The organism is Pseudarthrobacter sp. W1I19 (assembly GCF_030817835.1).
In the GTDB taxonomy this organism is placed as follows: domain Bacteria; phylum Actinomycetota; class Actinomycetes; order Actinomycetales; family Micrococcaceae; genus Arthrobacter.
The window spans coordinates 4,647,191-4,661,427 of the sequence record NZ_JAUSZR010000001.1 but is presented as its reverse complement, the minus strand read 5'-3'; the positions used below and the strand labels follow the sequence as shown (position 1 = coordinate 4,661,427).

The 14,237-nt window shown below is 66.8% G+C and carries 11 protein-coding genes and 1 pseudogene; 9 read left to right on the top strand and 3 right to left on the bottom strand.

Going from position 1 to position 14,237, the window contains the following annotated elements:
* Window positions 1–24: 24 nt before the first annotated feature.
* Window positions 25–852 (bottom strand): IclR family transcriptional regulator, encoded by an 828-nt coding sequence (locus tag QF038_RS21560; RefSeq protein ID WP_307613173.1) that lies wholly within the window; start codon window positions 850–852, stop codon window positions 25–27.
* 227 nt (window positions 853–1,079) lie between these two features.
* Here QF038_RS21560 and QF038_RS21555 point away from each other — a divergent pair, with 227 nt between their 5' ends.
* The 5 genes from QF038_RS21555 (at window position 1,080) to QF038_RS21535 (ending at window position 7,626) form a co-directional block, all read left to right on the top strand.
* On the top strand, window positions 1,080–2,399 hold the full coding sequence (locus QF038_RS21555; protein WP_307613171.1) for an MFS transporter: 1,320 nt from the start codon (window positions 1,080–1,082) through the stop codon (window positions 2,397–2,399).
* A 240-nt stretch (window positions 2,400–2,639) separates the two neighbouring features.
* Window positions 2,640–4,196 carry an ABC transporter substrate-binding protein gene (locus tag QF038_RS21550; RefSeq protein WP_307613170.1) on the top strand — a complete coding sequence of 519 codons (1,557 nt, stop codon included), beginning with the start codon at window positions 2,640–2,642 and terminating at the stop codon, window positions 4,194–4,196.
* A gap of 19 nt (window positions 4,197–4,215) precedes the next feature.
* Window positions 4,216–5,157 (top strand): ABC transporter permease, encoded by a 942-nt coding sequence (locus tag QF038_RS21545; RefSeq protein WP_307613168.1) that lies wholly within the window; start codon window positions 4,216–4,218, stop codon window positions 5,155–5,157.
* Complete coding sequence (locus QF038_RS21540; RefSeq protein ID WP_307613165.1) at window positions 5,150–5,980, top strand: ABC transporter permease; 831 nt, start codon at window positions 5,150–5,152, stop codon at window positions 5,978–5,980. The genes QF038_RS21545 and QF038_RS21540 overlap by 8 nt, the downstream gene beginning before the upstream one ends.
* A complete protein-coding gene (locus tag QF038_RS21535) occupies window positions 5,977–7,626 on the top strand; it encodes an ABC transporter ATP-binding protein (RefSeq protein WP_307613163.1) in 1,650 nt (549 codons plus the stop codon). Before QF038_RS21540 ends, QF038_RS21535 begins: the two co-directional genes overlap by 4 nt.
* Here QF038_RS21535 and QF038_RS21530 read toward each other — a convergent pair.
* Together QF038_RS21530 and QF038_RS21525 are read right to left on the bottom strand one after the other, a co-directional pair.
* Window positions 7,583–8,659, bottom strand: a complete 1,077-nt coding sequence (locus QF038_RS21530) for an ATP-dependent DNA ligase (RefSeq protein ID WP_307613161.1) — start codon at window positions 8,657–8,659, stop codon at window positions 7,583–7,585. The two genes, QF038_RS21535 and QF038_RS21530, sit on opposite strands and share 44 nt — an antisense overlap.
* 62 nt (window positions 8,660–8,721) lie before the next feature.
* A complete protein-coding gene (locus QF038_RS21525) occupies window positions 8,722–9,645 on the bottom strand; it encodes an AEC family transporter (RefSeq protein WP_307613555.1) in 924 nt (307 codons plus the stop codon).
* A 171-nt stretch (window positions 9,646–9,816) separates the two neighbouring features.
* Between QF038_RS21525 and QF038_RS21520 the strand changes: the two genes are divergently transcribed.
* From QF038_RS21520 to QF038_RS21505, 4 genes and pseudogenes are all read left to right on the top strand, one after another.
* Window positions 9,817–10,845, top strand: coding sequence for a TIGR03885 family FMN-dependent LLM class oxidoreductase (locus QF038_RS21520; protein ID WP_307613159.1), 1,029 nt, complete (start codon window positions 9,817–9,819; stop codon window positions 10,843–10,845).
* Window positions 10,842–12,537: pseudogene (locus QF038_RS21515) on the top strand (alpha-amylase family protein). Before QF038_RS21520 ends, QF038_RS21515 begins: the two are co-directional and overlap by 4 nt.
* A 40-nt stretch (window positions 12,538–12,577) precedes the next feature.
* Window positions 12,578–13,804: a pyridoxal phosphate-dependent aminotransferase gene (locus tag QF038_RS21510; protein WP_307613157.1), complete on the top strand. Its 1,227-nt coding sequence runs from the start codon at window positions 12,578–12,580 to the stop codon at window positions 13,802–13,804.
* Window positions 13,805–13,940: 136 nt separating this feature from the next.
* A complete protein-coding gene (locus QF038_RS21505) occupies window positions 13,941–14,177 on the top strand; it encodes a hypothetical protein (RefSeq protein WP_091419481.1) in 237 nt (78 codons plus the stop codon).
* Window positions 14,178–14,237 lie beyond the last annotated feature (60 nt).

The window sequence follows — 14,237 nt, the reverse complement described above, 5'->3', positions numbered from 1 at the left end:
AGATACGAACAAACAGGGCGGCGGCTAGCGCTGGGGCAGGCGGGCAGCGAGCTCAGCCGCGGCTTCCTGCAGCAGCGGGACGTGCGCCTCCAACCCCTCCAGGCTGAGGCGGAAGACCGGGACTGCAGTGGCCAGCGAAGCGAACGCGTGCCCCTGGCTGTTGAGCAGCGGAACGGCCACGGCCCGCATGCCCGTCTCGTTCTCCTCGTCCATCACGGCAAACCCGCGGCGGCGGACCAGCTCGATTTCGGCACGGAAGGCATCCCGGTCCGTGATGGATTTTTCCGTGAGGGGCTCCAGCGGAAGCTCCGCCAGGAGCTTTTCCCGCTCGGCGTCCTCCGCAAACGCCACCAGCGCCTTGCCGACGGCGGTGGTGGAGAGCGAGCCCAGGTGGCCGGGATCGCTGGTCACCCGGAACATTTGCGGGCCGTCCACCTTGTTCACCGTGAGATGGTGGTGGCCGTCCCGGACGCTGAGGATAGTGGCCTCCCCCGTCTGCTCGGTCACCCGGCGCAGGACAGGCAGGGCGGTTCCGGCGAAGCCGTGATGGTTGGAAACCCGCTGGCCCAGCTGGAAGATCCGCAGGCCCAGATGGTAGCGGCGGCCATCCGGCTCGTAGTCCACAAAGCCGTCCCGCGTCAGGGAGCCGAGGAGGCGGTACGTGGTACTGAAGGGCAGCTGGGCCCGGCGGGAGATCTCCGCAGCACTCGCGCCGCGGGGTTCATCGCCCAGGAGGACCAACAGGCCCAGGGCCTTGCCCACCATGTCCGTACGGTCAGCGGAGCGCCCTGTTTTGGCCGGGCCTTCGTCAGCGGCAACATCATCGGGCGCTGTGGTTTGGTTCACACTCATACCTCGATGTTGCCACATTGTGAGAGCTATTGCTACTAGATGATTATTTTATTGACAAGTGACTGCCCTCACAGCCATCATTGCTGTATCGCACAAGTAGCTCCCACCATGTGGCTACTGCCCGGGTTCTCCCGCCACTGCAGCCGTGCCGCCCAAGGCAACACCTGGGCATGCCGGCTGAAGCCCCCGATCCATCCGCGACAAAGTCGTCACATCAAAGGAACTCCATGAGCCAGATACTTCCGTCCGCTGAGCCAGGCATTGTTGCCCCGGCCGGGACGCCGAAGAAGGCAGCCCTCGCAAGCTTCCTGGGCAGCGCCGTCGAATACTATGACTTCTTCATCTTCGGTTCCGCCGCCGCCCTGATCTTCCCCACGGTCTTCTTCCCGAATGCTGACGCGAATGCGGCCATCATGTCCTTCGCCACCTTCGGCTTCGCCTACGTGGCACGCCCCGTGGGCGCCGTCATCCTGGGCCACTTCGGCGACAGGGTGGGCCGGCGGAAGGTCCTGATGTTCACCTTGCTCCTGATGGGCGCTTCCACCTTCCTGATCGGCTGCCTCCCGGACTTCAACACCGTCGGCTGGTGGGCTCCGGCCTTGCTGGTCCTCGCCCGGCTCTGCCAGGGCCTGTCCGCTGCAGGCGAGCAGGCCGGCGCCTCCTCCATGACGCTGGAACACGCTCCGGACAACCGCCGCTCCTTCTTCACCTCCTGGACGCTCACCGGCACCCAGGGCGGCCAGATCCTCGCCGCCCTCGTCTTCATCCCCGTCCTGGCCCTCCCGGACGAGATCAAGTACGGCATCGGCTGGCGCATCCCCTTCTGGCTGAGCGCCGTCGTGGTCATTGTCGCGTTCTTTATCCGCCGCACCCTGCATGAGCCGCCGGCCTTCGAGGAAGCCCAGAAGACGGCCCAGATCTCCAAGCTCCCGGTCGCCGACCTGCTCAAGGGCCACTGGCGCGACGTCCTCCGCGTGATCTGCTGCGCCTTCATCGCCGCCGTCTCCACAGTGTTTGGCACCCTCGCCATCAGCTACGCCAAGACCGTTGCCGGCGTGGACGGCACCACCACCCTCTGGCTTGTGGTGGCCGCCAACGTGGTGGCCCTGGGCACCCAGCCGCTGTTCGGCATGCTCGCGGACAAGATCGGCCGGAAGCCCGTGTACATCTACGGCGCCCTTGCCAGCGCAGCCCTGACGCCCGTGTTCCTGCTCAGCCTGGAATCCGGCAGCGTGCCGCTGATGTTCCTGGCCGCAATCGGCTTCTTCTCCTGCGGCTATGCCGCCTCCAACGCCGTCTGGCCGTCCTTCTACGCCGAGATGTTCAGCACCAAGGTCCGCTTCTCCGGCTTGGCCATCGGCACCCAGCTGGGCTTCCTGATGGCAGGATTCGCACCTGCCATCGTGGCGGCCATGGGCGGCATCAAGCCCGGCGGCTGGGTCCAGATCAGCATCTTCACCGCCGCCATCTGCGTGGTGGCCGCCGTCTCCGCGCTGACCGCCAAGGAGTCCTACAAGATCCCCACCAAGCAGCTCGGCCTGAAGTAGCACTTCGCCGGTCCGGAGAAACAATCCAGCCCGGTTTTTAGACCGGAAAGCCCGCCATTCCCCCAAATGGCGGGCTTTCCTTTTCATTAACCGGGCTGTTCCGGCACCAGCGCGCTCCGCCTCCCCGCGGCTGGGCAGCAACTTCATCAATTCACGCTTTGGCGGAAGGGAAGGCTACCCTAAGTCCGTCCCCTTTTTATTCCTGCCCTTCCCCGCGGCAGCCCTGCTAGGCGGTTTCCTGTGCGCTCCTCCCTCCGTCCCCGCGTCCTTCTGGCCGCGGCCGCTGCCCTCACCCTGACAGGCTGCGGGTTCAGCGGCACCCAGACCCAGTCCACCCAGCCCAGCGCTGCGGCGGACACCAGCCAGCGGATCGTGGTGGACAACTTCCGCGCACCGGTAGCCAACTGGGCCGTGGAATCGGATGCTGCGTACATCCTGTCCCTCTCCGGCTGCCTGGAGACCCTGACCACCTACAACCAGGCCGAGGGCAAGGTCCTGCCATCGCTGGCCACCGAATGGAAGCAGTCCTCACCCCTGGACTGGGATTTCAGCATCCGCCAGGACGTCAAGTTCCAGGACGGCACCGACCTCACCGCCGAGTCCGTGGTGTCGGCGCTGAACCACGTCCTGGACGCGAAGGTTCCGGCGCGCGCTTTCAACCGCACCATGATCAGCAGCGTTACCGCAGTGGACGCGCAGACCGTCCGGGTCAGCACCCCGGCCGAGAACCCGCTGGTGCCGTACCGTTTGGCCAGCGTCAACACCGGCATCCTGGCCCCGGCCGCCTACAAGGCTGAAGGCCTGGACCCGTTCAAGCACTGCACCGGACCCTTCACCCCCGTCTCGGAGAAGGCAAAGCAGTCCCTCACGCTGGACCGCAACGAGAACTACTGGGGCGGCGACGTGCAGCTTGCCGGCGCCGAGGTCCGGTTCATCACCAACGGCCCCACCCGTGCCGCCCAGGTGCAGACGGGCGAAGCGGACATCTCGCTGTCCATCCCCGTCGCCAGCCTCGCCGGACTGAAAGCGGACGACGGCGTCTCCGTCCTGGGTGCCGATTCCCCCCGCACTGCCACCATGTACATGAACAATGGCCGCGCTCCGCTGAACAATGTTGACGTCCGCAAAGCGATCCGCGACGCGCTGGACCTCGACGCCCTCGCCGCCAGTGTCTATGAAGGCGCAGCACTTCCGGCCACCGGACCGTTCGCCCCGTCCGAGCCCTGGGCCGGCGGGAATCAGGACAAGCAGCAGCAAAATGTTGAGGAAGCCCGCAAGCTGCTCGCCAGTGCCGGCTACACGGCGGACCGGCCCCTCGAGATCATTGCCATTGTGGAGCGTGCCGAGTTCGCGGATGTTGCCGCCGTGGTGCAGGAAAACCTGAAGAACATCGGTATCCCGGTGACCATCACATCCAAGGAATACGCCTCGGCCGAGCCGGATGTCCTGGCCGGGAACTACGACATGCTCCTCAGCCAGCGGAACCGGCTGATCGACATCGCCGACCCCATCGGCTTCCTCACCGCTGACTACACCTGCAAAGGAACCTACAACCTGAGCCACTTCTGCGACCCGGAGTACGACCGGATCATCGCCGACGCCGCCAAGACCGTGGACACCAGCGAGCGCTACAAGCTCTACGCCAAGGCCGGCCAGATCCTGCAGGACAAGGCCGTCAACGCCTGGCTGGTCAATGAGCAGGCCACGGACGCGATCCGCACCAACGTCCTGGGCTACGTCCAGGACCCGCTATCCCGCTACGTCCTGACGGCAAAGACCGCCAAGGCCCGGTCCTAGTTCCCGAAGCCCGCCGCGAATGCTGCAGTTCATCACCAAACGGACGGCCACCCTGGTGGCCGCCGTTGTGGTGTCCTCCTTTGCGGTCTTCCTGATCCCGTACTTCACGCCCGGGGACCCGGTACGGAAGATCATCCGCTCACGCGTGGCGGGCGACGCCGTCGAAGATTCTGCGGTGCAGGGCCTCAGCGAAAGCCTCGGCCTGAACGATCCCCTGGCCGTCCAGTACTTCCGGTGGCTCGGGGATTTCTTCAGCGGTGACATGGGCCTGTCCTTCGTCAGCCGCACACCCGTGGCGGAGCAGGTGCTGCCGGCGCTGTCCGTAACCCTCAGCCTGGTCACCATGTCACTGGTCCTGGCCGCGGCCGTGGCACTGCCCCTGGGGATTCTTTCCGGACTGCGCCCGGGGAGCGTTGCAGACAAGGCCATCACGGCGGTGACCCAGGCCCTGATCGCCATGCCTGAGTACTGGGTGGCTCCCCTGCTGGTCCTGGTCTTCGCCCTGAAGATGTCAGTCCTGCCCACGGCCGGCTGGAACGACCTCTCCTCCGCTGTGCTGCCGGCCCTGACCCTTGCGCTGCGGCCCATCAGCTTCTTCACCTCGGCGGTCCGCGCCGGGATCATCGATGCAGCAGCGGCAGAGCATGTGCCGGCGGCCCGGGCCCGCGGCCTGAGCCAGGGGCAGGCGATCCTCCGCCATGTGGTGCCGAATGGCCTGGTGCCGCTGTCCACGCTGTTCGCCGTATGGTTCGCCGGACTGCTCGGCGGATCGGTCATTGTGGAGGTCATTTTCGCCGTACCGGGGATGGGAAGGCTGCTTTTCGACGCCGTGGTGAACAGCGATATCCCGCTCGCCCAGGGGGGTGTGGTGGTTGTGGTGGCACTCGCCGTCGGGGTGACCACCCTGGCCGACTTCGTCCACCGGTTCCTCAGCCGCACGGTGGGAGGAACCCTTGCGTAGCCGGTTTACCGTTTCCACCGTGGCCGCCGCCGTCCTGGCCGTCATTGTGCTGGCGGTGCTGCTGGCACCCTGGATCTCGCCCTATCCCCCGGCGGAGCAGAACCTGGCGGAGCGCCTGGCCGCGCCGTCGCCAAAGCACTGGCTGGGAACGGACAACCTGGGCCGGGACACCCTCAGCAGGATCCTCGAAGGCGGCCAGTTCTCCATGTCCGTGGCGGCGCTGGCCACGGTGCTGACGTGCCTGCTCGGCGTGGCCATCGGGATCCTGAGCGCGCGCCGGAGGGGCTGGGTGGATGAATTCCTGACCCGCACCAACGATGTCCTGCTTGCGCTGCCGGAAATGGTGGTGGCCCTGTTCATCGTGGCGGCGCTGGGCACGGGCTTCGGGCCGCTGCTGCTCGCCCTGACGGTAACCGGGTGGACACCTTTCGCCCGCCTGGCGCGGACCCTGGCGTATGACGTCTCGGCCCGCGGCTTCGTGGAGGCCGCCCGCGTGGTGGGCTGCACGCCGTCGTTTATTATCTTCCGGCACGTGCTGCCCCACCTCGCTTCGCCCATCCTTGGCCAGGCCACCCTGCGCTTCGGGCACCTGCTCATCAGCGTGGGTGCCCTCTCCTACCTGGGCCTGGGCGTCCAGCCGCCGCAGTCCGACTGGGGTTCCATGCTGGCGGCCGCGCAGCCCTTCGCGGACCGCGCCCCGATGGGGATCCTGGCGCCGGGCCTGGTTATTTTCATTGTGGCGCTCTGCGTCACCCTGATCGGCCAGCGCGCAGCAAACATGGCCGAGGCACCTTTGCTGCTGCCCCTGGTGGCGGAGAAATGAGGCAGGTGAATCCGGGGCTGGTCCTCGAGGGGCTGGAGGTGGGGCATCAAGGGCCCGACGGCGGGACTTCCGGCAGGCCCCTGCTCTCGGATGTCTCCCTGTCCGTAGAGCCCGGCGAGTTCGTGGCGCTGGTGGGCAGTTCCGGTTCGGGCAAGACCCTGACGGCGATGTCCTGCCTGCGGCTTCTGCCTACGGGCCTGGCCATTACCGGCGGTTCCATCCGGCTCGGTGGCCTGGACGTGACCCGGGCAACCGAGCAGGAGCTCAACTCCGTGCGCGGCGGCCGGCTGGGGATGCTGTTCCAACAGCCCAAGCGGATGTTCAACCCGAACCGGACCATTGGACAGCACCTGAAGGAGCCGCTGCGGCTCCACGCCGGCCTCCGGGGGGCCAAGGCACGCGCCAAGGCGCTTGAACTGCTCGACGAAGTGGGCTTCGCAGATCCGGCCAAGGGCATCCGCGCCTATCCCCACCAGCTCTCCGGAGGCATGGCGCAGCGCGCCATGACAGCTTTGGCGCTGGCAGGCCGGCCAGGCATGCTGCTGGCAGACGAGCCGACGTCGGCCCTGGACAAGGTGCTCGAACGCCAGATCCTGCAGCTGCTGGACAGGGAACGCCGGGAACGCGGCCTGGGCATCCTGTACATCACGCACAACATCGCATCCGTGGCCGCCTACGCGGACCGGGTGCTGGTGATGAACGCCGGCAGCATCGTGGAGGCCGGCCCTGCCGGTGACCTGCTCACCCGGCCCCAAACCTCCTACACCCGTGAGCTGCTGGCCGCCGCCCGCCTCGCGCCCGAGTCCCGCCGCCGTCCGCCCTCGACGGAACGGGACGTCCTGGTGCTGGGCACGGTGGGCAAGCACTTCGGGCCCCGGCGTAAAGCGGGGAACGCAGCACTGCAGGACGTCTCGCTGACCCTGCGGCGCGGAGAGATCCTGGGCGTGCTGGGCCAGTCGGGCTCGGGCAAAAGCACCCTGGCCAAAGCCATCGTCGGACTGGAAACCGCCAGCACAGGATCCATCACCCGGCACCTGGACGCAACCGGCGCCCGGCAGGCCACCGCCGTCCAACTGGTGTTCCAGGAACCGCACGGCGCTTTTGACCCGCGGATGACGCTCCGCACCAGCCTGCAGGCACCGCTGCGCACGCGCCACGACCTCACACCGGAACAGCGCGATGAGCGGATCGCCGCCGCGATGACCGAGGTGGAACTGGATGCAGCCCTCCTGGACAAACGGCCGGGCCAGTGCTCCGGCGGCCAATTGCAACGCGCCACCATTGCCCGCGCCCTACTGCTGGAACCCCAAATCCTGATCTGCGACGAGGCCACGTCCGCGCTGGATGCGTTGACCCAGCGCACCATCCTGAACCTGCTGCTGCGGCTGCAGCGGGAACACAACCTCTCCCTGATCGTCATCTCGCACGACATGGACGTGGTGCGGTACATGTGCGACCGGGTGGCTGTCCTCCTCGAGGGCAAGGTGGTGGAAGTGGCTGAAACCAAAGACTTCTTCGCGGCGCCGCGGCACCCGCACAGCCAGGCGCTGGTGGAAGCCTCCATCCCCTGCCGTGCGGACGGGCTGTGGAGTGTCCTGGACGCTACGGCCGTCCGGTCTCCAGCACCGAGGCCAGGTCAAAGCTGACCGGTTCCTCCAGCTGCTCATAGGTGCACGATTCCGGGTCCCGGTCCGGCCGCCAGCGGTTGAACTGGGCGGTGTGCCGGAACCTGTCGCCTTCCATGTGGTCGTACCGGACCTCCACCACCAGCTCCGGGCGCAGCGGCACGAAGGAGAGGTCCTTGCCGGCGCTCCAACGGCTGCCTTCGGCGTTCCGCGGCGTCCGTTCGCCCTCCTCCTGCTTCGCCCAGGCCCACGGGTGGTTATCAAAGTCGGTGACCAGCGGCTGCAGCTGTTCGAACAGCTCCTGGCGGCGCTTCATCGGGAAGGCGCCGATCACGCCCACGCTGGCCAGGCCGCCGTCGTCCTTGTACAAACCCAGCAGCAGCGACCCGATGGCGTCCGGCCCGCTCTTGTGCAGCCGGTAGCCGGCCACCACGCAGTCGGCCGTGCGCTCATGCTTGGTCTTGAACATCACCCGCTTGTCCGGCTCGTACCGCCCGTCCAGGCGCTTGGCCACGATCCCGTCCAGCCCCGCGCCTTCAAACTGCTCAAACCACCGGCCGGCGGTGTCCTTGTCCGTGGTGGCCGCTGTCAGGTGGATGGGGGCTTTGCTGGCGGCGAGCGCCTTCTCGAGTGCCGCCCGCCGTTCCGTGAAGGGCCGGCCGGTGTAGTCGTCCTCCCCCAGCGCCAGCAGGTCAAACGCAACGAACGAGGCAGGGGTCTGCGCCGCAAGCAGCTTCACCCGGCTGGCCGCGGGATGGATGCGCTGCTGGAGTGCGTCGAAGTCCAGCCGGTCGCCGGAGGTGCCGATCAGGATAATCTCGCCGTCCACCACGCACCGCGGCGGCAGGTTTTCCTTCAGCGCCTCCACGAGTTCAGGGAAGTAGCGGGTCATGGGCTTTTCGTTGCGGCTGCCGATCTCCAGGTCGTCGCCGTCGCGGAAGATGATGGACCGGAATCCGTCCCACTTGGGCTCATAGCTGAGGTCTCCTTCCGGGATGCCGCTGACGGCCTTGGCGAGCATGGGCGGGACGGGCGGCATCACGGGAAGTTCCATGCTGCCCATTCTTGCCCGGCGACCTGCCCCGGCGGAAGACTGCCGCTGGTAGAAGACCAGGGCTAGGCTGCCAGCAGCCAAACGATGAGGATCAGGGCCGGTGCGGCCGCCGCCGTCGAGAGAAGGATGGTCTCCCTGGCCACCGCAACCCCGCGCCCGTACTTGCCGGCAAACAGGAACACGTTCTGGGCGGAGGGGAGCGCCGCCATCAGCACCACCCCCAGGAGCATGTGGTGCTCCAGGTTGAACAGGAAACGTCCGACGACGAACGCCACCAGCGGCATCACCGCTGACTTCAGCGCGGTGGCGGTGAGGATTTCCGCCGTGTGCCCCCCGCTTTGCAGCATCCGGCTCCCGTGCAGGGACATGCCGAAGGCCAGCAGGACCACCGGGACCGCCGCCCCGCCCAGCAGTGCCAGCGGCGCCATCACAGGATCAGGGAGTTTCACGTTCAACGCGGCCAGGACCACACCCAGCAGGGACGCAATGATCATCGGGTTGCGGAAGGGCTGCGTGAGGAGCAGGCGCGGCGAGAACCGGCCGGCTTCGGAGAGGTCCAGCAGGGTGAGGACCAGCGGGGCGAACAGGAGCAGCTGGACCAGCAGGACGGGGGCCACCGGGGTTGCGTCGCCCAGGGCGTACAACGTGATGGGGATGCCGATGTTGTTGGCGTTGACATAGGAACTGGCCATGGCCCCGATGGCCGTCTCGGCGAGCGGCCTGCGGAACCACAGGCGGCTGGCCACGACGTACAGCAGGGCCGTGGCGGCCGCCGTGATCAGGGCCAGCGGAACGTAGGCGGAAAACACCACGGTGAGGTCCGAGTCCAGGACCACCGTAAAGAGCAGCACCGGATTGGTGATGAAGAAGGCCGTGCGGGTCAGCGCCGAGACAGTTGCCTCCCCGCCCAGCCCGCACCGTGCGGCAATGTAGCCCACTGCTATGACGACGCCGATCACCGCCAGCCCGATCAGCACACCGCCCACAAGTGGTACTTCCTTCCCGTTCCGCCGCCTGCGCAGGCTCACGGCGAGCGCAGTGTTACAAGTTACAAACTTATCTGACAAGTGCCGGCCCGCCGTCAACACATCCCCGCGGGGCTTGCCACCGGAGGGAAGCCCTCGACACAGCACACGCCGGACGGGTAAAGATTAACGATGGTTACTGTCGGCTTCCACGCTTCCCACGAACAGATCAGCCCGGGCCAGCTGCTCAAGGACGTCCAGCACGCGGAACGTGCGGGCTTTGATGCGGCCATGTGCTCGGACCACTTCGAGCCGTGGTCTGCGCAGGGACACTCCGGCTTCGCTTGGTCCTGGCTGGGGGCCGCGCTGGCCACCACCGGTCTCCGGTTCGGCGTGGTGACCGCACCCGGCCAGCGGTACCACCCGGCCATCATCGCCCACGCGTCCGCCACCCTCGCCAGCATGTTTCCGGGCCGCTTCTGGTTCGCGCCCGGCAGCGGCGAGAACATGAACGAGCACATCACCGGTGACGGCTGGCCGGCCAAGGACGTGCGCCAGCGCCGGCTGGAGGAGTGCGTGGAGGTGATCCGGCGGCTGCACCGCGGCGAGGAAGTCACCCACCGCGGCCTGGTGACAGTGGAGCAGGCACGGATCTGGGACGTCCCGGAGACCCCGCCGCCGCTGATCGCGCCGGCCGTCAGCGTGGATACCGCCCGGCGTGCGGCGGCCTGGGCGGACGGCCTGGTCACCGTGAACCAGCCCGCCGCCACCCTCAGGGAGATGCTCGCCGCCTACCGGGACAACGGCGGGACGGGCAAGGCTGTCCTGCAGGTCCATTTGTCCTGGGCCGGGAGCGAGGACGAGGCGGTGGCGGTGGCCCTGGACCAGTGGCGGACCAACACCTATCCTCCGCCCATTCCCTGGGACCTGCCCACGGCCGGGCATTTCGACGCCGTGGGCGAACACGTGACGGCGGAGCAGGTCCGCACAACGGTCAACGTTTCGGCAAGCCTGGACCGGCACGTGGAGTGGCTGGGCGGCTACGCGGACCTGGGCTTCGACGAGCTCTACCTGCACTTTGTTGGCCAGGAGCAGGCACCGTTCATCGACACGTTTGCCGCGGAGGTGCTGCCGCAACTGCGCACGCCCGGCAGCAGCACCCCGGCAGTCCCGCAGCTTGCGGCGGCCGGTGCGGAACCGGCGTCGGACGTGACGGCATGAGGCTCGCCGAAACTTCTGATCTCTGGTGGAAGAACGCGGTGATCTACTGCCTGGACGTGGAGACATTCTTTGACGACGACGGCGATGGCTGCGGCGATTTTGCCGGCCTGACCCAGCGCGTGGACTACCTGGCAGCCCTGGGCGTCACCTGCATCTGGCTGATGCCGTTCTACCCGTCGCCGGACCGGGACGACGGCTACGACGTCACCGATTTCTTCACGGTTGACCCCCGGCTGGGCACCATGGGCGACCTGGTGGAGTTTATCCGGGCCGCCAGGGACCGCGGCATGCGGGTCATCGCCGACTTCGTGGTGAACCACACCTCGGACCAGCACCCCTGGTTCGTCGAAGCCCGGAAGTCCAAGGACAACAAGTACCGGGACTACTACGTGTGGCGGAGCGACACTCCCCCGGACACGTCCTCGGAGGTGGTGTTCCCCGGCGAGGAGACCTCCCTGTGGAACAAGGATGACGCCACGGGCGAGTGGTACCTGCACATGTTCGCCAAACACCAGCCGGACCTGAACGTCACCAACCCCGGCGTACGCAACGAGATTGCCAAGGCCATGGGCCTGTGGCTGGAACTGGGGCTGGACGGTTTTCCGGCTGGACGCCGTGCCCTTCTTCCTCGAAACCCGCGGCCAGCCCAAGGACGAGGCCGCCAACCTCGATCCGCATGGCTACCTGGCAGCCTTGCGGAGCTTCGCGAACCGCCGCAACGGCAGCGCGGTGCTGCTGGGCGAGGTGAACCTGCCGTACAAGGAACAGCTGGAGTACTTCGGCGGCCCGGAAGGCAACGAACTGAACATGCAGTTCGACTTCCTATCCATGCAGCACCTCTACCTCTCGCTCGCCCGGGAGGATGCGCGGCCCCTGGCGGAGACCCTCAAGAGCCGCCCGCAGCTGCACCCGGACAACCAGTGGGCCATGTTCGTGCGCAACCATGACGAACTCACCCTGGACAAACTCACCGACGGCGAGCGCGGGGAGGTTTTTGCCGCCTTTGGGCCCGCGAAGAACATGCAGGTCTACGGGCGCGGCCTGCGCCGCCGGCTTCCCCCGATGCTCGACGGCGACCAGGAACGCCTGCGGATGGTGTACTCACTGATGTTCTCCCTGCCCGGTACCCCGGTGCTGTTCTACGGGGAGGAGATCGGCATGGGTGAGGACCTCCGGCTCAAGAGCAGGGCCGCGGTGCGCACCCCTATGCAATGGAGCGACGGGAAAAACGGGGGCTTTTCCACGGCAAAGGCGGCGGACCTGGCCGTTCCCCTGGCCCGGGGAGAGTACGGCCCGGAACAAATCAACGCGGCCGCTGCCAGGCGGGACCCGGCTTCCCTGTTCAACTTCATGGCCACCCTGATCCTGCGGTACAGGGAGAACGCGGAGCTGGGGTGGGGCAGCTTCGCCGTCATCGACCAGCCGGAGCCTGCGGTCTTTGCGCATACCTGCAGCTCGGACGGCGGCCTGCTGGTGCTGCTGCACAACCTGGGGGAAGATCCGGTGAAGGTTAGTGCCAAGGCCGGCCCCGAAGATGGACCGGCGCAGGCTTTTAAGGACGCGGCCCTGCTGGACGTGTTCGACGGCGGCAGCGTGCCGTTGGAGCCCGACGGCGGCTTCACGGTGGAGCTGGGCCGTTACGGTTTCCGCTGGCTGCGGGTGCACAGGAAGGGTGACCGGCTGGCACCGTAACCGGGAGCACCGGACGCGGGCGTTTGTGAAAAGATCAACCATGCGCGCCATGCAACATTCCAGCAAACTCCAGAACGTCCGGTACGAACTTCGCGGGCCGATCCTCCAGGCGGCCAAGAACATGGAGGCAGAGGGCCACCGGATCCTGAAGATGAACCTCGGCGATACGGCGCCGTTCGGCCTGGAGACGCCGGAATCGGTTGTGGTGGACATGATCCACCACCTGCGGGGCGCGCAGGGCTACAGCGATTCCAAGGGGATCTTTTCTGCCCGGACCGCCATCTCGCAGTACTACCAGACCCGCGGCCTGATGCAGATCGGCGTGGAGGACATTTTTATTGGCAATGGGGTCAGCGAACTGATTTCCATGTGCCTGCAGGCCTTTATGGAGAACGGCGACGAAATCCTCGTCCCGGCACCGGATTACCCGCTGTGGACGGCGGCGGTGACCCTCACCGGCGGAACGCCCGTCCATTACCTGTGTGACGAGGCCGAGAACTGGTGGCCGGACATGGCCGATGTCGAGGCAAAGATCACCAGCCGGACCAAGGGCATCGTGATCATCAACCCGAACAACCCCACCGGAGCCGTCTACCCCCGCCACATCCTGGAACAGTTCGCCGCCCTGGCCCGGAAGCACAACCTGGTCCTCTTCTCGGACGAAATCTACGAGAAGGTGCTTTACGGGGATGCCGTGCACATCCATACGGCGGCCGTGGCGGAGGATATCTGCTGCCTGACATTCAGCGGCTTGTCCAAGGCCTACCGGATGCCCGGCTACCGCGCCGGGTGGGTTGCCGTCACCGGGCCCCTGGCCGCCACAGCCGCGTACCGCGAGGGCCTGGAACTGCTGGCATCCCTGAGGTTGTGCCCCAACGTTCCTGCCCAGCATGCCATCCAGACCTGCCTGGGCGGCTACCAGAGCATCGAGGCGCTGGTGCGCCCCGGGGGCCGCCTCCGGGAACAGCGCGACCTTGCGCACAAGCTGCTGACCGCCATTCCGGGCATCACCTGTGTGCCCGCGGAGGGGGCCATGTACCTGTTTCCCCGGCTGGATCCTGAGCTCTATCCGATCGCCAGCGACGAGCAGTTTGTGCTGGACCTGTTGAGGGACCAGAAGATCCTGGTATCCCACGGCTCGGCGTTCAACTGGCCCACCCCGGACCACTTCCGGTTTGTGATCCTCCCGTCCGTCCTGGACATCGAGGAAGCCGTCCGGCGGATCTCAACGTTCCTCGCCGCCTACCGGAACCGCGAGGCAGCGTAGCGCCATTGGCAGGAAACAGCTCCGGCCCAAAGAACTAACCCGCGCCTAACCATCAGGAAACCAGGGCGCAACATTGCCCCTCCACACTGGTAGTGCAGGCAAGAGCCGGCACCAGCTCCAGCCAGGAGGTCCCGCCATGTTGAAGAAAGCAGCAGCCCATGTAACCCGGGTCCGCACATTGGACCAGCTCCGCCGCGGCGATGAAATTGAAGCCCGCCTCTCGGTTGGCCCTTCCTACGATGACGTAGTGATCCGCCGGGGCAGGGTCCAGGAAACAGCGCCGGGAATCGGTGTGGTGTGGATCCAGGACAGGATTACCGGCCTGCGCAAAGCAATCAACACGGACGAATGCAGCGTATGGCGGGTTGCCTGAGCCGGACTCCCGGCAGCGCCGGAGAAGCAGGCCGCGGCAGCGGGTGTAGTCAGTAAGGAC

What these genes read in the sequence shown, in the direction of transcription:
- QF038_RS21560 (WP_307613173.1), bottom strand. Translation starts at nt 852, where the DNA reads ATGAGTGTGAACCAAACCACAGCGCCCGATGATGTTGCCGCTGACGAA.
- QF038_RS21555 (WP_307613171.1), top strand. Translation starts at nt 1,080, where the DNA reads ATGAGCCAGATACTTCCGTCCGCTGAGCCAGGCATTGTTGCCCCGGCC.
- QF038_RS21545 (WP_307613168.1), top strand. Translation starts at nt 4,216, where the DNA reads ATGCTGCAGTTCATCACCAAACGGACGGCCACCCTGGTGGCCGCCGTT.
- QF038_RS21535 (WP_307613163.1), top strand. Translation starts at nt 5,977, where the DNA reads ATGAGGCAGGTGAATCCGGGGCTGGTCCTCGAGGGGCTGGAGGTGGGG.
- QF038_RS21530 (WP_307613161.1), bottom strand. Translation starts at nt 8,659, where the DNA reads ATGGAACTTCCCGTGATGCCGCCCGTCCCGCCCATGCTCGCCAAGGCC.
- QF038_RS21520 (WP_307613159.1), top strand. Translation starts at nt 9,817, where the DNA reads ATGGTTACTGTCGGCTTCCACGCTTCCCACGAACAGATCAGCCCGGGC.
- QF038_RS21510 (WP_307613157.1), top strand. Translation starts at nt 12,578, where the DNA reads ATGCGCGCCATGCAACATTCCAGCAAACTCCAGAACGTCCGGTACGAA.
- QF038_RS21505 (WP_091419481.1), top strand. Translation starts at nt 13,941, where the DNA reads ATGTTGAAGAAAGCAGCAGCCCATGTAACCCGGGTCCGCACATTGGAC.